At 59.7% G+C, this 21798-nt stretch carries 16 protein-coding genes; 1 reads left to right on the top strand and 15 read right to left on the bottom strand.

Features of this window, described 5'->3' with window-relative positions; genetic code table 11:
* Positions 1 to 38: 38 nt before the first annotated feature.
* Positions 39 to 542: a ferritin-like domain-containing protein gene (locus tag SJY08_RS21495; protein ID WP_054149565.1), complete on the bottom strand. Its 504-nt coding sequence runs from the start codon at positions 540 to 542 to the stop codon at positions 39 to 41.
* A 604-nt stretch (positions 543 to 1146) separates the two neighbouring features.
* On the opposite strand from SJY08_RS21495, the gene SJY08_RS21490 reads away from it, so the two are divergent.
* The gene (locus SJY08_RS21490) at positions 1147 to 4377 is read left to right on the top strand and encodes a PAS domain S-box protein (RefSeq protein ID WP_377278205.1); all 3231 of its coding nucleotides are present in this window, start codon (positions 1147 to 1149) and stop codon (positions 4375 to 4377) included.
* 441 nt (positions 4378 to 4818) lie between these two features.
* Here SJY08_RS21490 and SJY08_RS21485 read toward each other — a convergent pair whose 3' ends face one another.
* The 14 genes from SJY08_RS21485 to SJY08_RS21420 all read right to left on the bottom strand — a co-directional run bounded on the left by SJY08_RS21485 (position 4819) and on the right by SJY08_RS21420 (position 21445).
* Complete coding sequence (locus SJY08_RS21485; RefSeq protein ID WP_377278203.1) at positions 4819 to 6594, bottom strand: ABC transporter ATP-binding protein; 1776 nt, start codon at positions 6592 to 6594, stop codon at positions 4819 to 4821.
* Complete coding sequence (locus SJY08_RS21480; protein WP_377278201.1) at positions 6591 to 7550, bottom strand: acetamidase/formamidase family protein; 960 nt, start codon at positions 7548 to 7550, stop codon at positions 6591 to 6593. Before SJY08_RS21480 ends, SJY08_RS21485 begins: the two co-directional genes overlap by 4 nt.
* 7 nt (positions 7551 to 7557) lie before the next feature.
* On the bottom strand, positions 7558 to 9174 hold the full coding sequence (locus SJY08_RS21475) for an ABC transporter substrate-binding protein (RefSeq protein ID WP_377278199.1): 1617 nt from the start codon (positions 9172 to 9174) through the stop codon (positions 7558 to 7560).
* Between the two features lie 27 nt (positions 9175 to 9201).
* Positions 9202 to 10122, bottom strand: a complete 921-nt coding sequence (locus SJY08_RS21470) for an ABC transporter permease (protein WP_054149568.1) — start codon at positions 10120 to 10122, stop codon at positions 9202 to 9204.
* Complete coding sequence (locus tag SJY08_RS21465; RefSeq protein ID WP_377278196.1) at positions 10122 to 11021, bottom strand: ABC transporter permease; 900 nt, start codon at positions 11019 to 11021, stop codon at positions 10122 to 10124. Before SJY08_RS21465 ends, SJY08_RS21470 begins: the two co-directional genes overlap by 1 nt.
* Positions 10996 to 11607 (bottom strand): ANTAR domain-containing response regulator, encoded by a 612-nt coding sequence (locus SJY08_RS21460; protein WP_069042979.1) that lies wholly within the window; start codon positions 11605 to 11607, stop codon positions 10996 to 10998. Before SJY08_RS21460 ends, SJY08_RS21465 begins: the two co-directional genes overlap by 26 nt.
* Entirely contained in the window at positions 11604 to 12680 is a 1077-nt protein-coding gene (locus tag SJY08_RS21455) for a transporter substrate-binding protein (protein ID WP_377278194.1), read from the bottom strand. The genes SJY08_RS21460 and SJY08_RS21455 overlap by 4 nt, the downstream gene beginning before the upstream one ends.
* A 738-nt stretch (positions 12681 to 13418) precedes the next feature.
* On the bottom strand, positions 13419 to 14153 hold the full coding sequence (locus SJY08_RS21450; RefSeq protein ID WP_300890451.1) for an ATP-binding cassette domain-containing protein: 735 nt from the start codon (positions 14151 to 14153) through the stop codon (positions 13419 to 13421).
* The gene (locus SJY08_RS21445; RefSeq protein WP_377278191.1) at positions 14150 to 15373 is read right to left on the bottom strand and encodes an alanine racemase; all 1224 of its coding nucleotides are present in this window, start codon (positions 15371 to 15373) and stop codon (positions 14150 to 14152) included. The genes SJY08_RS21450 and SJY08_RS21445 overlap by 4 nt, the downstream gene beginning before the upstream one ends.
* A gap of 13 nt (positions 15374 to 15386) precedes the next feature.
* Positions 15387 to 16334 carry an ABC transporter permease gene (locus SJY08_RS21440; protein WP_054149573.1) on the bottom strand — a complete coding sequence of 316 codons (948 nt, stop codon included), beginning with the start codon at positions 16332 to 16334 and terminating at the stop codon, positions 15387 to 15389.
* Between the two features lie 73 nt (positions 16335 to 16407).
* Positions 16408 to 17469: a substrate-binding domain-containing protein gene (locus SJY08_RS21435; protein WP_377278189.1), complete on the bottom strand. Its 1062-nt coding sequence runs from the start codon at positions 17467 to 17469 to the stop codon at positions 16408 to 16410.
* 26 nt (positions 17470 to 17495) lie between these two features.
* On the bottom strand, positions 17496 to 18752 hold the full coding sequence (locus SJY08_RS21430) for a M20 family metallopeptidase (RefSeq protein WP_377278187.1): 1257 nt from the start codon (positions 18750 to 18752) through the stop codon (positions 17496 to 17498).
* Positions 18749 to 19921 carry an ROK family protein gene (locus tag SJY08_RS21425; RefSeq protein WP_377278185.1) on the bottom strand — a complete coding sequence of 391 codons (1173 nt, stop codon included), beginning with the start codon at positions 19919 to 19921 and terminating at the stop codon, positions 18749 to 18751. The genes SJY08_RS21430 and SJY08_RS21425 overlap by 4 nt, the downstream gene beginning before the upstream one ends.
* Before the next feature lie 1086 nt (positions 19922 to 21007).
* A complete protein-coding gene (locus SJY08_RS21420; protein WP_300890455.1) occupies positions 21008 to 21445 on the bottom strand; it encodes an IclR family transcriptional regulator C-terminal domain-containing protein in 438 nt (145 codons plus the stop codon).
* Positions 21446 to 21798 lie beyond the last annotated feature (353 nt).

Below are 21798 nucleotides of genomic sequence, written 5' to 3'. Positions count from 1 at the left end.
CGCCTCAAACGGGCGGTCTTTCAGTCATTGGAGGCAGCTTAGCTGGCCTTCTTCATGCTCTTGACGTTTGCCGACGCCTCGCCGAGTGCCGTCAGTTTCTGATCGGTCGCAATCTCTTCCTGGAGATTGGCATCCAGCAACGGGATCGCTTCCTTCAGACCGAGCTGCTTCGCCCAGGACTTGAGCGTGCCGTAGCGGGCGATCTCATAATGCTCGACAGCCTGCGCCGATGAGATGATACCCGCATCAAGGGCAGCAGTCCCCTTGTAGTCTTCCATGATCTCTTCGCCCTCGGCGAGGATGCCCTGTATGGCTTCGCAGGTCTTGCCGCGCGGCGACTTGCCGAGCAATTCGAACACCTGTTCCAGGCGCTCGATCTGGCCCTGGGTTTCGTCGCGGTGCTGCAGGAAGCCGGCCTTGCCCTCTTCGGACTGGGCTGCCCGCGCCATCTTCGGCAACGCCTTCAGGATCTGCTTTTCGGCAAAATAGATGTCCTTGAGCGTATCAAGGAACAGGTCGGACAACGTCTTTTCGCTGGGCATTGGGGAACCATCCAAAACTGTGAAGTATCGGGTGCCCAACCTTTCAATGTCTCAATGGTTCCCAAGTTGCGACAGCCGACGGATGCTTGTTCGCGATCGATGGCGAGTCAGCATTCGATCTCTAGAGCAGAACGAGATGACTGCTAGGAATTCACCCTCCGCCAGCCTTCCGGAGGCGATCGGCTTGCTCGGACGAATGTCCGCTTCTAGTTGCGTGTGACGACAAGCTGCACGACTTACATAAAGGCGCTAGGCGGAAATCATTTCCGAAAGCGGCCGTTAGCGTTAAACACGCCCGAAAACCCAGGCAGACATCGTTCGGGCACTCGGTCCCAACCACATTCATGTCATTTGCAGCGAAGGAGGGGCTCGTGCTGCGTCATGCCCAGCCTAGCCACGCTGCCATTGCTACCGCCTCCGCAGCCAGGGGCTCTGCGGTGCGGCAAGCTCGGCGCTGGTCCGACCGAGGTAGGTCCGACAAATCGTTGTACCATCTGCTCTTTCTGTCATAACTAGGTTGTCAGTATCGGAGCATTACTCTCCTTAAGTGCCGCCAACTTTCCTCAGATGCTGAAGCCTCTGGGCCTTACAATGAGACAGACCATTGACTGAGACCTTTGAGAACGCATCCGACGAAACTAGCTTCGAGGCGATCGTGGCGCATTGCGATGATGCGATTATCAGCATTTCGCTCAACGGCATCGTCACAAGTTGGAATTTGGGCGCCACCAAATTGTTCGGCTATTGCTCCGACGAAATGATCGGGCACCACGTCAGCCAGGTCATCCCTGCCGAGCGCCATGCAGAGGAAGATGAGATCCTTGCTCTGGTTGGCCGTTCTGAGAGCGTGAATCATCTAGAAACACAACGGCTGCGCAAGGATGGCGAGTTGCTGGACATCTCGCTCACCGTCTCGCCGATCAAAGATCAGGACGGCAAGGTGCTAGGCGCTTCGCAGATTGCGCGTGACATGACTGCTCGCAAACGCGCCGATGCTGCCAGACAGAGACTGATTGAATGCTCGCAGTTGATCGGGAGGCCGTTCCTGGATGGGCTTGTCGAGGGGTTGGCTGAGGCGCTGGGCGCACGGTGGGTTCTGCTATGCGACCTTCACCCGAACAATCCTTTACGGGCAAGGGTTCTGTCTGCCTGGGGTGATGGCCGTCGACAGAACTACTTTGAGTACGATTTGGATGGCACACCCTGCGCAAAGGTACTTGGCGATGAAATGTGCCACTACCCTGCCGATGTATCCAGGCTGTTCCCCAAAGATCCGCTTCTGGCAGAGATCGGCGCTGAGAGCTATCTCGGGGTACCACTGAAAGGGACGGACGGGCGCAGCATCGGACTGCTCGCACTTGTCAACGACGAACCACTTGATCCTACGCGGCAGCCGCAGGAAACGCTGTTATTCTATGCAGGACGCGCCTCTGCCGAATTGCACCGCTTGACGTCATCTTCGGCCAGCGAGCGGCTCGGCCGGATCGTCGAGGATGCAGCCAGCGAAATCTTCGTCTTTGACGCGCATTCTCTCAACTTCGTCCTGGTTAATCGGGGGGCCCGAAAAAATCTCGGCTACACCATGGACGAGTTGCGAGAGATCACCCCAATCGACATCAAGCCGGAGGTGTCGCCGGAACAATTCGACGCGTTGCTTGCCCCGCTTCGCTCAGGTGAAAAGCTGATCCAACAGTTTAACACTGTGCACCGGCGCAAGAATGGTAGCGATTACAACGTCTCGGTATCGCTACAGCTCCTGCAGGACGAGAATCGCCCCGTTTTCTTTGCGGCGATTGAGGATACGACGGAGCGTGACGCAGCACTTCGCGCACTGGAACAAGTCTCGCAGCGTCTGGATACTGTCCTCGATAACACCACCATGGCGGTGTTCCTAATGGATCATCGCCAGGAATGCGTCTACATGAACCCGGCAGCGGAACGACTGACGGGATACACGTTCGAAGAGACAAAGGGACGTCCGCTTCATGACGTCATTCATCACACCTATCCGGACGGACGGCCGTTCCCGCTGCATGAGTGTGCAATCGACCGGGCGTTCCCGGAAGAGCATCGGGTGCAGGGTGAGGAGACGTTTATCCATAAGGATGGCAGCTTCTATCCCGTGGGCTTCACTGCAAGCCCGATCCTCGACGCCAATGGAGTCGCGATCGGGACGGTCATTGAAGCCCGTAACATCACCGCCGAGATCGAAGCGCGCGCCGCACTTGAGAATTTCAATGCAGCCCTTCAGAAACGGGTCGATGAAACGGTCGCTGAAAGAGAGGCCATTGAGGGTCAGCTACGGCAAGCCCAGAAGATGGAAGCCGTCGGTAAACTCACGGGTGGAATTGCGCACGACTTCAACAACCTGCTCCAGGTCATCGGCGGCAATCTGCAACTTCTGACCCAGGATGTCGCCGGAAATATCCGCGCCGAGCAGCGGGTGCAGAACGCAATCGCCGGGGTGTCTCGTGGTGCAAAGCTAGCAGCACAGTTGCTTGCGTTCGGGCGCAGGCAGCCCCTGGCACCAAAAGTCATCAACCTGGGCAGGCTGGTGCGAGGCATGGATGATCTTCTTCGACGAGCCCTCGGCGAGGGGGTCGAAGTTGAGACAATCATTGCGGGTGGCCTGTGGAATGCACTGGTCGATGAAACACAGGTCGAAAATGCGATTCTCAACCTGGCAATAAACGCCCGTGACGCCATGAACGGACACGGCAAGCTCACAATTGAAGCGGGCAACGCCTATTTGGACGACAGGTATGCGCGCCAACACCCAGACATCGAGCCCGGACAGTATGTCCTTATAGCTGTCACCGACACGGGATCCGGCATGTCGCAAGACATCATTGACCAGGTCTTCGAACCTTTCTTCACCACCAAGCCGCCAGGACAGGGAACCGGTCTTGGACTGAGCATGGTCTACGGTCTGGTGAAGCAGTCCAACGGACACATCAAAGTCTATAGTGAATTGGGGGAAGGCACGACATTCCGCATTTATCTGCCGCGGATACGGCAACAGGAGGCCATCGCCTCGGTTACCTGGACAGGTCCGGCTCGCGGTGGCAGCGAAACCATCCTCGTGGTCGAGGATGACGACGATGTGCGTGCGACTGTCGTCGAACTGCTGGTCGATCTCGAATACAAAGTGTTGCGCGCAAGAGACGCGACAAGCGGCCTGGCAATCGTCGAGAGCGGGATGCCAATCGATCTCTTGTTTACAGATGTCGTTATGCCGGGTCCGTTGAAGAGCCACGAAATGGCCAAACGCGCTCAAGAGCTCATTCCCGGATTGGCGGTTCTGTTCACATCCGGATACACCGAAAACTCGATCGTCCACGGCGGCCGTCTGGACGAAAGCGTCGAGCTCTTAAGCAAACCCTATACCCGAGACGAATTGGCTCATCGTGTAAGAGCCTGCCTGGATCGTGACAGCAGGCGCGCGTCAAAGCTGGATATAGGCTCAGCCCAAAAACAAGATGAAGCACGCACGCTCAGTGTTCTTCTGGTTGAAGACGAACCACTCATCCTTATGGCCGCGAGTGATATGGTTTCGGACTTTGGTCATACCGTCTTCGAGGCGGGAACGGCAGCCAAAGCCATGGCAATTCTGCAGGATAATGCGATTGACGTGATGATAACGGACATCGGGCTGCCGGATGTGTCAGGAACATCTTTGGCTCAAGAGGTACAGACGCGATGGCCGGCCATTCGCATCATCATCGCGTCGGGCCTGTCCGCCTCTGATCTGAAAGATGGTGCGCAACTTGGTACGCAGGTGAAGTGGCTTGCTAAGCCCTATGACGTCGAGGATCTCAGGCAGGTCTTGGATTGAGGGTAGCGCGGCGGGCTGTTCTGCGCCGAGATCGGCGTCGCCTGGCGAGAGGACATCGCCGAGGTGAAGGAGGCGATACACGAGGCGTTCGACCTTTTGGTGCAGACCGAATGGCGGGAGATGATCATCGACCGGCTCGAGATGCATGGCGTAACCGCTTTCGGCGACAGCCCCGTCAAGGTGCGCGCGCATCAAGACCGTTCCCGGCGGCCACTGGGCAACCGGCCGCGCTTACAACGAGCTGATCAAGCAGGTCTTCGACCGCCGAGGCGTAGAAATCCCGTTCCCGCACATCATGCTGTACAAGCGCGAGGACAAGGCAGGTAAGTCGCCACCATTGAGGGTAAAGAACGAAGTTCGGTCAAAGTCCTGCTCTGACGACAAGCCAGTTTTGGTCACACAAGCAGAGTGATCGAAATCCGCGGTGCGGGCGCCCGTGATCTAGCCGAGATCTCCCACGAGGTGGCCATGGCCGATATCGACCAACGTGACCCGCTCTGGCTGTACGCCGACCTTCCACACCGGGCTCGGGATCTCACCCGCCAGGCGGGGAGCGGCCAATCTCTTTCGGCGCGGGTCCGGAACCGGGACGGCTTCCAAGAGGCGCCTGGTGTATGGATGCTGCGGATTGCCGAAAAGCTGCGCGCGCGTCCCCATTTCCACGATCTGGCCAAGATACATGACCGCGACACGATCGGAGATATTCTCCACCACTGCCATGTCGTGACTGATAAAGAGATAAGTCACGCCGCTTTCCTTCTGCAGGTCGCGCAGAAGGTCAAGCACCTTTGCCTGGATCGACACGTCCAAGGCAGCGACGCTTTCATCACAGACGATCAGCTTCGGTTTCAGAGCCAAGGCGCGCGCGATGCAAATGCGCTGACGCTGACCACCGGAAAACTGGTGCGGATAGCGATTGTAGACGCTCGGCGACATCTCCACGCGCTCCAGGAGCTCGCGCACGCGTGCCTTCTGCTCGGCCGGCGTTCCAATCCCGTGGATAACAAGCGGTTCGCGGATAAGCTCGCCGACGGTCATGCGAGCATCAAGCGCTGCCATGGGGTCCTGGAAGACGATCTGTAAATCGCGCCGGATCGCCTTGCGGCCGGCAGCGCGAAGTTCCCCCATGGCCTGACCGTTGATCTCGATGCGGCCTTCGTGGGGCACCAGTCCGACCAGCGCCTTTGCCATTGTCGACTTCCCGCAGCCGGATTCGCCGACGAGCGACAGGGTTTCGCCGCGGTATATCTCCAGCGAAACATGCTCGACCGCATGCACACGCGCCGCAACCCGTCCAAGAAGCCCCGCACGTATTGGGAAATTCACCGATACATCGTCATAACGCACGAGCACATCGCGGGTCTCAAGAGCGGGACGCTCAGCCCCGCCCCCGATGCGCGGCACCGCCGCAAGCAAATCGCGCGTGTATTGGTCTTTCGGCGCATCGAAGAGATCGACCGTGCCCGCGGCCTCGACCATCTGCCCCTTGCGCATGACAATCACGCGATCGGCCATTTCGGCAACAACGCCCATGTCATGGGTAATCAGGATGACGGCGGTCCCCAGCTCCTTCTGCAGGTCGCGCAGAAGATCGAGAACCTCACGCTGAACCGTGACATCGAGCGCCGTTGTCGGCTCGTCGGCAATGAGAACGGCGGGTCGCAGCGCAATTGCCATGGCGATCATGACGCGTTGCCGCATGCCGCCAGAGAGTTCATGCGGATATTGCTCAAGCCGCTTCTCCGGTTGCGAGAGACGCACCGCCTTGACCGCTTCGAGCGCGCGGGCTCGCGCCTGCGACACCGACAGTTGCTCGTGCGCGCGGATCGCTTCGATCAATTGACGGCCAATGCTCATGACCGGATTGAGCGCGGTCATTGGCTCCTGGAAGATCATGGCGATGCGTGCGCCGCGCATCGCCTGCATCCGCTTTTCCGGCAGGGTCGTCAGTTCGGTGTCCTCGAAGCGGATTGAACCGCCTGTCACCCGCACCCCGGGTTCGGGCAAAAGGCCCATGCAGGCCAGCGAGGTTATCGACTTGCCCGAACCGCTTTCTCCCGCGATCGCAAGGGTCTCACCTCGATGCAGGTCAAAGCTCAGCCCATCGACCAGCGGGACAAGTCCCTGGTCCGAGCGGGCAGACACCTGCAGGTCGCGAACCGACAAGACGACGTCAGCCATTGGCTCGGCCACGGGAGAAAGCATGGATGCGGTCATTCGAAGACGGCCCTCGGGAAGTAGAAGCTCACCACGACATTCGGCATGTCGACGATTTCGGAAATCCGAAGATCACCGCAGGTCGAGACGAGCATATAGGCGTCGACAGGATCCAACTTCTGCGTCGTTGCGAGAAGATCGACCATGCCGGAGACGGCATCCCTCGCCGCAGCCCATAGGTCCGGACCGATGCCGGTCGTCACCTCATAGCCCTTGGAATCGAGATGACGCGTGACCGGCCCTGGCGTCGTGAAACGCGGCATCTTCAGTGGCTGATCCTTGATCAGGTCAAGTGTCAAAACGACATCGAAGGGACTTTCGATGGCCGTGCCGCAAACCTCACCATCGCCCTGAGCGGCGTGGGTATCGCCAACGGAAAACAGCGCACCCTCGACCTCGACCGGCAGATAAAGCGTCGTTCCAGCGGAAAGATCGCGGATATCAAGATTGCCGCCCACACGCCGCGGCGGCACAACCGTATGATGACCGTTTTCGGCAAGCGCATTGCCGATCGTTCCCGCAAAGGGCTTGAGAGGCACGCGCGCGGTCTTGCCAAACAGCGCGGGCTCCATGCTCGTCGCGTCAAACTTCCAGACATTGAGCGCAGGCACGGTGAACTGGTCGGCCAGCAGCCCGAAGCCCGGGATGTTCGCTGTCCAGCCGAAGCCGGCGCCGTCACGAAGCTGCGGCGTGAAGCTCTCGATGGTCACCTTCAGCACGTCACCGGGCTTCGCACCATCGACATAGATCGGACCCGACACCGGGTTGATCTTGGCGAAATCGAGCGCCTGCACATCCTCGACGGTGGACTGGGGGCCAAGTTGGCCCCCAGAACTGTCAAGGCACTGGAACAGGATCGTCTCGCCCGGTGCAGCATTGAGTGCCGGAGCAAAGGAATTGTCCCAGCCGAAATGGTGCTGATGGGCGTGGATCGTGTGATTGCAGTGCTTGCACATGGCTGCATCACTCCTTGATGAAGACGTAGTCGTAGTTGACCGGGATGGACACCGGATCGACATACAGGGCGTTATCCCCCCCCATGCGGGCAGACTTCATCGTATAGCGCTGCTCGTTGAACACCGGCGCCCAGGGCGCGTCTTCCATCACCTTCATGTAGATGTCGGACCATTTGGCGAGGCGTTCGTCCACCTTGGCAGGATCGACGATGGAATCGGCGTCTGCGGCCATCTTGTCGAGGTCCGCGTTGCAGTATTTCGACCAGTTCCAGCCACCTTCGCCGGCACCGCCGCATCCAAGGATCGGCCCGTAGAAGTTTGCCGGATCCGGGAAGTCGGCGATCCAGGCCATACCGCCGGACCAGATCATCGGCGCATTGCCGGCACCGCCTGCCTCGATCACATTGGCTTGCGCCAAGGACTTGATCGAGGCGTTGATGCCGATTGCCTTCAGATCCTGCTGGATCGCCTGGGCGATACGCGGGTTCGGATCGGTGTTCATGACGAAGAGTTCGGTCTCAAACCCCTCTGCGTAACCGGCCTCGGCCAGGAGCTTCTTTGCGCCTTCCTGGTCGAACTTGTAGCCCTCGTAAGCTTGAGTGTAGCCCGGCATGGATGGCGGAAGCGGCTGGGTTGCCGGAACGGCACGTCCATTGATAACCTGAACAATGCGATCCTTGTTGATCGCCATGTTCACGGCACGGCGTACCTCGACCTTGTCGAACGGCGCCTTCGTGACATTCATGGTGATGTAGCCGGTATGCAACTGGCCGCCTTCGACCACGAGGCTTTTCTGCGCCTCATCCTGCATCACTTCGACGAACTTGGCCGGCGGAATGCCGTCACCTGGGATATCGACCTCACCGTTCTGTGCCCGCAGCAAGGCGACGACCGGCTCCTGACCGACTTCAACCGTGAAGCTGTCGAGATAGGGAACGCCCGAGATCCAATAATCGGCGTTCTTCTCGAAGACGAGGCGCTGCCCGAGCGTCCATTCGGTCAACTTGAATGCCCCTGTGCCGACCGGCTTCTTGCCGAAATCTGCTCCGGCTTCCTCGACCGCTTCCTTCGGAACGACAAACGAGAAGTTGAGCGCCATGACGTGCAGGAAAGTTGCGTCCGGACGCGACAGCTTGAAGACGACAGTGCTGGCATCGGGCGCAGACACGCCCGAGACGGTCTCGCCCTTGCCCTCAGCAGCGGCGTCATAGCCGTCGATCATCGCAAAGAAGCCCTGGCCGGGTGACTGCGTGGCCGGGTTGATCACGCGGTTGATCGAGTAGACGACGTCGTCAGCCACGAGTTCGCGGCCATTGTGAAACTTGACGCCGGGGCGCAGCTTGAATGTATAGGTCAAGCCGTCCTCGGAAATCTCATGGCTTTCGGCAAGACCCGGACGCAGGTTGGTGGTGCCGGGTTCGTAGTCCATGAGACCGTCGAAGACCGACTTGATCATCGACCAGTTCTGCCAGTCATAACCGATCGCCGGATCGAGCGTCGCGACATCGTCCTTATACGTAACGACCATATTGCCACCATGCTTCGGTTCCTGGGCCTTGGCCGGCGCAAAGGCCGGCAGGGCCATGAGGGTTGCGAGCGCAGTTGAGAGGATAAGCTTCTTCATAGGCCTTACTCCTGTGGGTTGACGGTTTCAGCGCAGCTTGATGCGCGGATCGATGAGCGGCGAAATCAGGTCGGCGATCAGGTTGCCGATGACGATGCCGCAGGCAGAGACGAGCGTGACGCCCATGATGATCGGAATGTCGACGCGCTGGATCGCCTGCCAGGCCAGCTGACCGATACCGGGCCAGCCAAAGACACTTTCGACAACGACAATGCCCGACATGAAGAGGCCGATATCGATGCCTATCATCGCTATGATCGGCAGGATCGCGTTGGGCAGGGCATGTCCAAGAATGACCCTGCTGCGGCCGAGGCCCTTGGCGCGGGCGGTACGGATGAAGTCGGCCCGCAATACGTCGACCATCGAGGATCGCATGATGCGCGAGTACCAGCCCGAGCCGAGAATACCGAGTGTCACGGCCGGCAAAACGAGATGGGCGAAGGTGCCGTATCCGCCGATCGGGAACCAGCCGAGCTTCACCGCAAAGACGAACAGCAACAACAGCGCCACGACGAATTGCGGCGCAGAGACCGTCAGGAAGCTCGTTAGCATCAGCCCGTTGTCGATCGCCTTGCCGCGATTGAGCGCAGCCACGATGCCGAGCGGCAGGCCAATCAGGAGCTCGCAACCGATCGCTGCAACGAGCAGGAGCAAGGTTGCCGGCAGGCGCGAGAACAGGAGCTCGGCGACTTCCGTCTTCTGAAGATAGGAGCGTCCGAAATCGCCCTGGACGAGGTTCAAGAGATAGTTGCCGTACTGCACGAGAAACGGCTGATCCAGCCCGAGCTGCTGGCGAATGCTCTCGACAGTTGCAGCTGTTGCGGAGCGACCGGCGATCTGACGGACAGGGTCTGCCGGCAGGACGTAAAGAAGGACGAAGGTGATGAAGGACACGCCGAGCAGGATAAGCGCCGACTGAACCAGGCGTCTGAGGATATAGGCCGCCATCAGTCACGCCCCTGTTGTGTCGGATCGAGAATGTCGCGTAGCGCGTCGCCGACGAGGTTGAACGCAAGCGCCAGCAACAGGATCGCCGCCCCGGGAATGAAGACCAGCCAAGGTGCAGACTGGAAGTAGGTCTGGTTCTCGAAGATGATGTTGCCCCAGGACGGAATTGGCGGTTGAACACCGATGCCGAGGAACGACAAAGTCGCCTCCAAGAGGACGGTGGTGGAGATTCCAAGCGTCCCCCAGACGATCAAAGTCGGGATCAGATGTGGCAGGATGTGCTTGAACAGGATGCGCCCATGGCCGGCGCCAAGCGTCTTTTCCGCCGCGATATAGTCGCATTCGGCGAGCGAGGAGGTCTGCGTGAAGATCACGCGTGCCGTCTGGACCCAGTTCACAAAGGCAATCACCATCGCAACGATCCAGAGGGACGGGGAAAAGATCGCAGCCAGACAGATCGCCAGGAGCAATGCCGGAAAGGCCATCATCAGATCGGTGAAGCGCATCAGCACCGCACCGATGATGCCGCGGAAGTAACCCGCGGTCACGCCGACCAGCGTGCCGATCAGCAAGGCGGTTCCGTTGGCAACCAGCCCGATCACGAGCGAGGTCTGCGCGCCATACAGGATGCGCGAGAACAGGTCTCTGCCCAGAAGATCCGTGCCGAACCAGAACATCGTGTTCGGCGGCAAGGGCGCGCCTTCGATGGTGAGGCCGTCAAAGAACTGCTCGTAAGGATCGAAGGGTGCAAGCAACGGGGCGAAGATCGCGCCACCGACGCAGACAAAGGTGATCAGGAGCCCCAATAGCGCCAGCTTGCGTTCAGCCAGTTGCCGCCACACGGATGGCCCGCTTTCAGGTACAGCCAAGGATTCAGGCGGGATCGATGCGTCTGCCATCGTCGGCACCCCTTTCATGCGAGTGATTAGCCACCAGCCGCTCGGCGGCAATCTCGATCGTCACGCGCCAAGCCATCGCGGTCTGACGCAGAAGGTCATAGGCCTCGGCTTCCGTCTTGCCCTTCATCACGAAGAGCATGACGGCGCGCACGATCGTCTGACGTGCCGAAAGGCGGCTCTGCAGATCGGCGATCAGGGCTTCGGAGGCCTTGGCCCGATCGAAATTGCTGCGCGCGACGAGAAGAGCGGCATAGACGCCCTTGTCGCTCATCGGCTTCAGGAGCTGGGCGTGCGCGCCCATTTCCATAGCCCAGCGCAAGCGGCCCGGCGCTTCCGATCCGATAAGCGCGATCATCGGCATGGGTGACTGTCCGGGCGTCCAGGGGAACTGCTCGTCGTGGCCCATGTCTGCATCGTAGAAGATGAAGTCTGCCTCGATCGTCTCGACCGGAAGCTCGGGCCAGACCTCGTGGACCTCAAGGCCAATGACCCCGAGTTGGCGGACAAGCCCATTTACAGAAGGGTGAGGTCGGTGCAGGATCCACGCGGTTGCTCCACCCAGATTTTCTGTCCTGATGCGGGTCATGACACCACTTTCAAGTGGGAGCCCGAATAGGCGGGCTGCGCCCTTTGCGTGAGGTATGGATCAGCACGCATCACAGGCAGTCGCCTGATCTCCTGAAACCGACCATTTTCCAGACGCGCGACAATCGCCGGCTGGCGCGCATGCAGGTGCACGGGATCAAGGCGCGTCGTGCGGCCCGCCTTGAGCGCCGTGTGCAGGAGTTCCGCCAGGGGAAGCTCTTCTGCCTCGGGGCGACCATGCAGAAGCAGGGCCAGTTCATGCACGGACTGGCGCGCCATCTCGTAAAACGATCCGCCCCTCCCACCGTCTGGCTCGAACCACGGACCGGCCGAAACCAGCCCTTCGGCCGCCTCGCCTGCCGCCTCGATCTCGCATTCGGTGAAGTTGCACGACAGCACGGTCAAGCCATCGACGAATTCGGCCTCTTGCTTTAACTGGGCGAGCCGCGCCAGAAAGGCGTAAGCGCTGTCGCCGACGAGCGAGTTCAGTATGAAGCTCGGCTTCAATGCCCTTATATCACTGATGATGTGGTCGAGTTCGGTGTCACCGATGGGAAGGTAGCGATCGCCCAGGACCTGTCCGCCCGCAGCTGCGATCTTCTCGCGCGCGATCTGCGCCATCTCCCAGCCCCAGATATAATTGGAGCCGACGAGATAGGCGCGCTTTCCCAGCGTGGGCAGCGCCCAGTCCAAAAGCGGCAGCAGATGCTGGTTCGGGCAGGCATGCATGTAGGCGACCCGCTCGGACGCCTCAAATCCCTCATAAGGCACTGGGTACCACAAGATTCCGTCGAAGCGCTCGAGTTCAGGAATGACCTCCTTGCGACTTGCGGATGTGATGCAGCCGAAGATATGGCGCACGCCGGAGCCACGCAGGATTTCGCGGCAGAGAGGCGCATAACGGTCAAGCCGTCCGTCAGGGTCGCGTTCGGTGACGCGGAAGGATACATCGAGCCCCGGATCGGCATTGACCTCCTCGACGCCACGAAACACGCCGTCGCGGCTAGCCCGCGACAAGGCGGCATACATGCCGCTGCGTGACAAAAGCACACCAATGTCTACGATTCGCTTCATCCGATTCCCAATGCAAAAAGCCCCGCCGATGCGCGTCATGGACGCGATCGAAACGGGGCTCAGGTGCCGCTATTTCTTCCAGTTTAGTCTCGCAAACCTGAGATTGAAAGCATAATTTCAAAATCAGCCACTGAAACTGCATGAATCCATCGCACAGATGCTGCGGCGCGCAACATTTGTGCACTTGCTGATTTCTGCCTCTGCAATTGCCGAAAATCCCCGCGTTTTCCACGTCCGTCCAGCGATGAACTGATGGATCATCGAAAGCAAAGCTCGTCAGGCAAACTTGAGCCGTCTCGCTTGTTGCCGGCGAGATCATCGCCCGCTGGAAACGGATCACGCATCGTCCGGGATATTGGCTCGTCGGACGTTCGTTTGAATAGCCCCGAGATTTCTAGACACCTTCTTTCCTAGCTTTGAGGCAAGAAGATCACTGCTCTGATTGCTCTGATTGCTCTGCTCCCTAACACTGGAGGGATATTAGGGTTCAGGCCACCAGCGACGCGATGCGCGAGGACAGCGCCTCGATTTGGTCCAGATACAGTCGGCCGGTCTCTACAACGATAAGCTCGAGGCCGGCTTCGTGATCTTCAATAGTCTTCGCCAACAGGGCTAGGTTCGCGATGCCTTGAGGTGCACATTGCGATGCCGTCGGGAGGGGGCATCCACTCCATCAGCCCTCTTCGATCGCTGCAGGAATTTCTGTACCTTCAGCGACCATCATGTGTCCCGGGCCGTTCATGCCGCAACCCCTGTGATCATGGCGATGATTTCGTTCTTGTCGGTCTTGGCCGTTTCCCTGATGCCAATCTGCTGACCCCGGCGCAGGACACAGATGCGATCAGACAGGCGGAATACCTGATCAAGGCTATGCGAGATGATGAAAATAGCAAGTTTACGTAGCTTCAGCGCCTCAATTGTCGCCTCAACCCGTGCGGTTTCGGCAACCCCAAGTGCTGCTGTGGGTTCATCGAGAAGGACGAGCTTTTTGGCCCAATGTGTGGCGCGCGCAATGGCGACACCCTGCCTTTGACCACCCGACAGGTCGCGGATGGTAGCGGAGGCCGAAGGGATGCGCACATCAAGTTCCTTCACCAGAGCCTCGGTTTCCGCGATCATCCGTTTACGATCCAGCAGGCGAAGTGGGCCTTTCACGGGTTCGCGGCCCAGAAAGAGGTTCATGTAGACCGTCTGTTGGTCGGCAAGGGCAAGGTCCTGATAGACCACTTCGATCCCACGCTCGCGCGCAACTGAGGCATCGGCAAAGCTGGCGAGTTCACCATCCAGCAGGATCTCGCCCGAGGATGGGGGGTAAACGCCCGAGATCATCTTGATCAGTGTGGATTTGCCGGCGCCATTGTCTCCTACCAGAGCCACCACTTCCCCCGCATTAAGGTCAAGCGAGAAGTCCTGAATCGCGGTGACACCACCGAATGACTTGCGGATATTCTTGAGTTGCAGAACTGGGGTCATGATATTGCCTTACGCAAACGGGGCCAGGGCTCTGGCTGACCAAAAATATTCTCAATGGATATGACCTGCGGGTTGCCAGTCGAGATTCCGGCGATCCCCACGGAATAGGCGCGAGTGACGAAGGCCTGGCCGCGGAAGCCGAAAACAACGGTGTCGCCGGTGCGCGGTGGCGTTGGCGTTGGCCCGGTGGCGTCGATCATGCCGTAGTAGTCAATCGCAGCAGGGGGCGGGATTTCAACCGACCGCAAGGATGCGGCATCAACGGTCGGTTCAGGGCCAACCAAAGCCTGCACATCATATTCCGGGAACACCGGATCAATGTAGAGCCCGCCGCCAAAGCAATAGGCGCGACCAGCGTGCAGGTGGCTGACTTCGGTCAGATAAAGAACGGCGGGACGTTCTGGCAGGTCATCCACTGCATGCAGCGGCGTCGTGCCATGCAGACCATTGCCCGGCTCCACCTGCGTCGCGCCTGCTTCGGCCAGTGCCTGCAAGGTGACCAGCGATGTCGTGCCGGGGGCGTTGATTTCAAGGTCTGAAAAGCCAGCCCGGCGTAGCGCATCTGCGGTGCGCTGCAGGGTGGCCAAGTTCGGGGTATGGCGCACTCTACGGCTGGTATGATCGTAAAGCTGCGCTGGGAAGGTGGTAATCCCGGCGAAGCACGCGCCATCCAGCGCGTCGATCCGGCGCGCGGCCTCAACCGCAGCTTCAGCTGCAAATCCGCCTTCGTGACCCCGGTAAAACGTATCACCTTGGGTTTGGACGCGGGCAAGAAGGGCTTGTTCGCGGCCCGACGCCTTTGCAGCAGTGGCCGCCTCGGCGGCCTTATCGTCTGAAAACACCGTCCAATAGTCGGGTGCAAGGTCACGCGCGGCCATGGCGGCTTCGGCGCGGGGCACTTGCACCAGATGACCAAGATGGCCGATCCGCAGGCCCGCGTTTTGGCATGCGATGGCACAGGCCATGTCTACGGCCACCGCCCGGTCAATTCCACCCGCCATCACAGCGCGGGAAAACCCAGTATTGCGGCTGACCTGTTTGGTCATCGCATAGACCTTCAGGCCCAGTCGGTCGCCCTCGGCGCGCATAAGGCGAGCGTTTTCGGTAACAGCATCCAGATCGAGAACATAAGAATTCGCGGGGATCATTCCGGCCTGATGCAGGGACTGTGCAGTCCGGATGAAATCAGGATTGCGGCGGCGCAGGACGTCAAGGAACATGAGGAGCCTCCTGTTAGCGGTTGGGTTCGCGCAACGAAACGGCAACGGCAACCAGTACGATCAGGCCCTTGATGATCATCTGCCAAGAGACGGACAGGCCCATCAGGATCAGCCCATTTGACAACATGCCCATCATCAGACTGCCGACCAGCGCGCCCGGAATAGTCCCCCGACCGCCGCTCAAAGCTGTGCCACCGACGATGACAGCTGCGATCACCGTCATCAGATCGCTCTCACCCAAGGTATAGCGGGCGGCCTGTAGGCGGCCTGCATAGAGGAGCCCAGCCAGACCCGCGCAGGCCCCAGACAGCACCATGACCGAAAGCCGCAGGCGCACGACGCGTATACCAGATACCAGGGCCGCCCTCGGGTTGTCGCCTGTGGCCAGAACATGTGCGCCATAACGGGTTTCCCGAAAGATCAGATGGCCGATTACCAGCGCTGCCATGGTCCAGAGAACCAGCGAAGGGATGCCGAAAACGCGGCCGCCGCCGAAGACAGCGATGAATGGCTCTGCGGTGACAGGAATGGATTGCAGGTTCGACAACTCACGCGCCAGTCCGGCGACGACGCCCATAGTGGCCAGTGTGACCAGAAAGGAGGGCAGCCGCGCATAGGCGACAATAGCACCGTTCACCAGCCCAACGGCCATGCCGGTTGCCATTCCAGCCAGCACGCCAATAGGCCAAGGATAGACCCGCATCACCATGGCCGCGACGATCGCGGCCAATGCAACGGCAGCGCCAAAGGACAGGTCGATTTCCCCAGCTGCCAGCACAAAAACAAGCCCGACGGCCAGCACCGTCGCGGGCGCCGTCTGCAAGACGATGTTGGTAAGGTTCTGGGCCGACAGAAACCCGCGATCCCAAAGCATAACCGAGAAGAAAAGGAAGATCAGAACAAAGCCGGCATAGACGATCAGTCCCTGCAAGGCGGCGCGCGAGGGGAGTGTAAAGTTCATAACATGCGTCCAAACAGAGAGAAGGGCGAGAAGTGGTGCTGCGCCAGGCGACGACCGGGCGCAGCAGGTCGCATCACTTCAAGGCGTCGAGCACTGACTGCGGCGCGTCTTTGTGCAGGGACTTCCGCCAGCCCTCGACGACGTTATCCTTGGTGACGGCCAATGCGGGGGCGACGATGAAGGGCGGGTTTTCGACCCCCAAGACGGCGCGGGCACCAACGGCCGCCATGGCACGACCCAGCTCGTAAGCCTCGTCAGCGACGATCCCGGCCACGTTGCCACCTTTGACCATGTCAAGCGCGATGGGTTCCGACAGGTCCAGCGTCACGATCTTGGTTGTGGTGTTGCTAGTCGCGCGAAGAGCTGCCAGCACACCTTCGGCCGGGCCCGCCCAAGTGACGTAGATGCCACCAAGATCAGGGTTTTGCAGCAGCATCGCATTGGCGATTTCTTCGGCGCGTGCCGGGTCGCTGATCCCGGCTTCGGCCACAATCTGCATGTCGGGGTAGTCATTCTGGATCGTGGTCTTGAAGGCGTTGTCGCGTTGGTTGGTGACGTAATAGGCAGCATCATGGAAAATCCAACCGACCTTGCCCTTGCCACCCATCGAAGTCGCCAGAACATCTGCCGCCTGTTTGCCCATCTGGAACAGATCATCTGTTACAATGGCGCCATAATCCGTGGGGTGCTTGTAGTTAGCAGGCAGGTTCGACAGGAACACCAGCTTTATGCCGGCTTCGCTGGCCTTCTTGAACGCTGCAGCTGAAGCCACCGGATCCAAAGGCAGCGACAGAATGATATTCGGTTTCAGTGCCATCGTGGTTTCGACATCGGCCAACTGCTTGGCGCTATCAAACCCAGCCGAGGTGGTAGCGACAACTTCGATCCCCAGGCGGGTGAACTCATCCGTCGCACCTGCCGTTACCGCGTTCACGAAGTCGGCCTGGTCGTGCCAGAGCAGGGCCGCCTTGAGACCTTTGACTTTAAGTTCAGCCGCCTGCGCTTCGTCCAAGGTGATTTCGGACGCGGGCGTAGCTGCCTCGCCCGATGGCCCAACGGTCTGCGCGCTGGCGGGAAGTGCCAGCAGCGTGAGCACCGAAAGCGATGCCAGAAGTTTCCTCGTCGCAATTTTCACGGTCGTTCTCCCTGATGTTGGCCCGATCACTCGGGCAGGATTCCGCAAGTGGTGGCGATGAAAGCCGCGAAGGCCAGAATGCCGTCGTGGTAGTCCTTCAGCGGCACCCGCTCGAAGTTGGTGTGGCAGATCGAGATGTCACCGGGCGCGCAGTAGACAGCCGGGATGCCGATCGTCTGTGTGAGGAAGGGCATTTCCGACCAGAACGGTGCCCCTTCGATGCCGCCGCGATCCGGGCGGACAGATGCAATGCAGTTGGACAAGGTCCTGACCAAGTCATGATCAACCGCAATGCCGGCAGGCGATCCGCCGCGTGGATGGTCACGCCCAGCTGGAAAGACGATCTCGATGCCGATATCCGCCGGGGTCGCTGCGCGGATCACCGCTTCGAGTTCGGCGGTCGCGCGATCAAGGCTATCACCCGGCAGCAGCTTGCCGATCATAGAGAAACGGCATTCGCCAGGTACTGCGATCAGGCCGCCGGCCTCAAGCCCTGTAACCAATGTGAAGGCCCGACCCAGTAGCGGATGCTCGCGGGCTGTTGAAAGCTGGTCGGAATGATCCCAAATCGCCTGCAAAACTCTGTGCGCGGCCCGCAATGCGTCCCGGCCAAGATCGGGGCGACCAAAGTAGGCCGCTTGTCCGGTTAGCTTCACGTCCGCGATGTAAAACCCTATCTGCGTAGGCAGCACCTGCAATCGTGTCGGCTCGACATAGACAGCAAGGTCAGGGCGGGGAAGTTTGCCAGAGGTGACGGAATTGGCCCATTGCCGCACGCCCGCGCTGATGCCCGTTCCAGTCTCGCCGCTCTCTTCGTCGCCGACGAAAGCATATGAGACGCTGCCTGCGAGACGGATGCCCGACCGGTCAATCAAGTCCAACGCGGCCAGCGCAGTGCATATGCCTGCTTTAAGATCGGCAGCACCACGCCCCCAAAGTTCGCCATCGACGACTGCCGCACCAAACGGGTCTTGCTGGGCGTGACCAGCCCAATAATCCCTCCAGTCGCGAGGGTGGACCACATCGGTATGCCCAATGAACAGCAGGTCCGGACCTGTTCCTGCGCCGGGTCGTCGCCCGCTTATGTTGGGGCGGCCCGCGAGGAATTCGTCGACACGTGGTGAAAGGCGGAGGCGCTCCATCTCGGGCCGCAGCATCGCAACCATGTTGGCCTCGTCACCGGTGACCGAGGCCGCTTGCACTGCCCGTGCCAGCAGATCGGTCGCTGCGACCGTGTCCAGACGGGCGCGCAGTCGGGTGATCAAGGTGTCGCGGCCGGTCATTCTGCTGCCCTCGGGATCAAGCCAGGCTTAGGCGCCGGGAGCGTTACGACTGCACCCGGGGCGGACTGAGCAAAGAGCGCCGTATGCAGTTCGGTAAGGCCGATCGCCACGGCACCGCTGAGAGCAGCGTGGTTTCCAAGCAGGCTTGGAACGACACGGATTGGGAAGGGAAAACAGCGCGCCAGCTCGGCTTCGGTCGCCGCGATGATCTCCGGGCGCGCGCCAATCGAGCCACCAAGGATAACGACCTCGGGCGCGATCACAGCGCCTAGTGTGGCCACCGCGCGGGCAAGCTGCCGGGCTACGCCGTCAAGGACAGCCTGTGCTGCTGCATCGCCTTCTGCGGCAGCTGAGAATATCGCTGGCACTTCGATGGCGCGCCCAGTCGCCGACTGATAAGCCGAACGGATACTCTGAGTGGCTGTCACTCGTTCAAAAGCACCAACCCGCAGTGACTCGGCTTCGAACGGATCGGCGCCAAAGGGCAAATAGCCAAGTTCCCCTGCTGCGCCGGACGCCCCACGCAACAAGTTACCATTCACGATCAGGCCTGCACCAATGCCGGTTCCCAGGGCAATGAAAGCGAGATGGTCGATCCCGCGCCCTGCCCCAAGCCATTGCTCGCCCAGAACGGCAAGGTTGACGTCATTCTCCAGCATGACTTGCGTGCCGGTTTCCTTAGACACGGCACCCCGGAAATCAAAACTATCGATTCCTGTAATGTTTGGCGCGAAGCGCACATATCCAGTGGCCTGATCCGGGACACCCGGACAACCGACAACCGTCTGCCGAACCCGCGTCCGGTCGACATTGCCTTGCATGACCGCGGCCTCGACCAGCTCACCTATTTGGACCGCAACGGCCCGGCCACCATCGGGATGGGTCGGAGCGACAACTTCTGCGACGATAGAACCGGCCAGATCAACGATGGCCACACGAAGTTTTGTGCCACCCAGATCGACGGCAGCCATGAAAGCACTGTCTGGGATCAGTTCATAGGTCGTGGCCGTACGACCGACGTGGCCAGAAGTCCGGCCCGTTTCGCTGACCCAGCCTTCCTCTTCGAGGATGCGCACGAGTTCCGAGACCGTTTGCTTTGAAAGCCCGGTCTGTTTCGAGATCGAAGCGCGCGAGATTGGTCCGCAATGGATGATCGACTGCATCGTCATGCAAAGCGAAACCTGCCGGGAAAACGAGTGGGACTGGGCGGGTTCCATTTAGCACCTTATTAATTCGTTCTGTTGACGAACTAACTATGGCGCTGTGATTTAGTCAAGCAGAATCTGATCCGAAGGCACCAATGCACCGGCGGGCGTCTCCGCCGGGCCTTAGGGGAATCCCTTCCTTTCAAAACGGGAATTCGTCACAGCGGTCGGTACGGTTGCGTCGGTCCACTTAATATAGTGGATGCGACGATGACCGAGGACATTCCCTTTTCGCAGTACTCTGCTGTTGCCTTGCCGACACCTCTAAAGCAGGTGATGCGGTACCTTTCGGCGTCCATGCCTGGATAGTCGTTTTCGTCGCGCATCACGCGACCGTCCGAGAGTCCGGGACGCGAGATAGCAAGGGTGAGGTGGTGATCTTAAGGCCGCCTTGGGTGATTTGGACTTCAGTACGCTGAAGGCAGCCAACACGGCCCGGACTGACGCGGGTTGCACGATTGAAACCGAACAGGCTTAGGTGATTGTTGGTCGAAGGGATGGCACTGGCGACCGGAATGATCGGGGGCCGTTGCAAAACATGTCTTCCCTCGCCCTGCTAAGATGGCTTGCTCAAAGCCCCCCATGCTGCTGGTCACCACAGAACCCCTTCCCGCAATATCTGCCCACACCTGATGAGAGTTAAGAAATACCGTCTGGACGGCTTTCCAAGTGCTGTACTTGCCGCGCTTCATCACCCGCGACAAGGCCGACTATTATCGGCACCTTCAGGCCGTTCGGGACACAGGGGACTGGGCGGCTTCGGTCATCTATATGCTCGAAGCCGTGGCTGAGACTTCCGCCACGACCGTTGCTCGGGCGAGAGTGACTACTTCATCAACGCGGCGTTGGTGAAGCTCTTTCTGGACCTCTCGGACGGCCCGTAAGGCGTCACTCAATCTGAAGATTGGGTGAGAATCCGGCGAGAATTCGTGGCACGGCATCTGTCAGCCGCTCGGCGTCAGACAGGCTAAATGCCCGGAGTCACATCCGGGCCGTGACCACGGCCTTCTTAAAGACTGTGGGGGCGATGTCACATCATTGGCGGCAGGCTCAAGACGGTTGGTCAAAGCCAATCGAAAGTTCAATGCGACGCGCAGCATTCTTGACCGCTGTCGCGAGTTCATCCGCACGAGCATCAGCTTGACTATCCGCCAAGACAATCGAGATGGTAGCGGCGCAAGCTCCTTGCTCATCGCGGATAGGAGCGGCTATGCAAGCAACCGCATATTCGGATTGCCCCATCTGGATGGCAAGTCTGCGCTGAAAGTCCTCTGACGACTGCCGGGCAAGAACCAGCGGATCGGTTTCAGCTCTACCCGTTGGTGATGACCGCGCCGACCTTGCAAAAGCTGCGATACGCTCGCCTTCTTCGAGATGCCCAAGCAGAAGGCGGCCCGATGCTGTCCAGTTCAGCGGGACCCGAGTCCCCACGTCCGACGTCACGCGGAAGTGCCCTTCGCCTTCCACCATTGCAATCACAGTCATCATACCTTCGTCGCGCGAACACAGTTGCACCGTTTCGCCCGTTTCCTCACAAAGCCGGCGCATCTCAATTGAGCTAAGTTCTCGATAGGCCTAAATTATTTCGAATCTGCTCGTGAGGCGAGCTGGATCGCCTTCCGCGGAGGAGACAAGGCTCATTGCGATGACTCAGACCGGTGGCGCGCATGGCGTAGTCGATGCGCTGCCTCAGCGGGGCCACTCCCTCACAATCATTCCCTAGCCCACTCGTGTCTTCGACGGGTGTCGGGTCGGAATATCCAAAAGGTAATTTTGAACCTGCAAGGTTGCCTGCGAGACATAGCCAGCTACCGCGGTAAACATCCCGCGGTAGCTGGCCA

The organism is Rhizobium sp. R86522, from assembly GCF_042466255.1.
In the GTDB taxonomy this organism is placed as follows: Bacteria; Pseudomonadota; Alphaproteobacteria; order Rhizobiales; family Rhizobiaceae; genus Allorhizobium.
The sequence above is the reverse complement of the archived record's forward strand: the minus strand, read 5'-3'. Positions and strand labels throughout refer to the sequence as shown.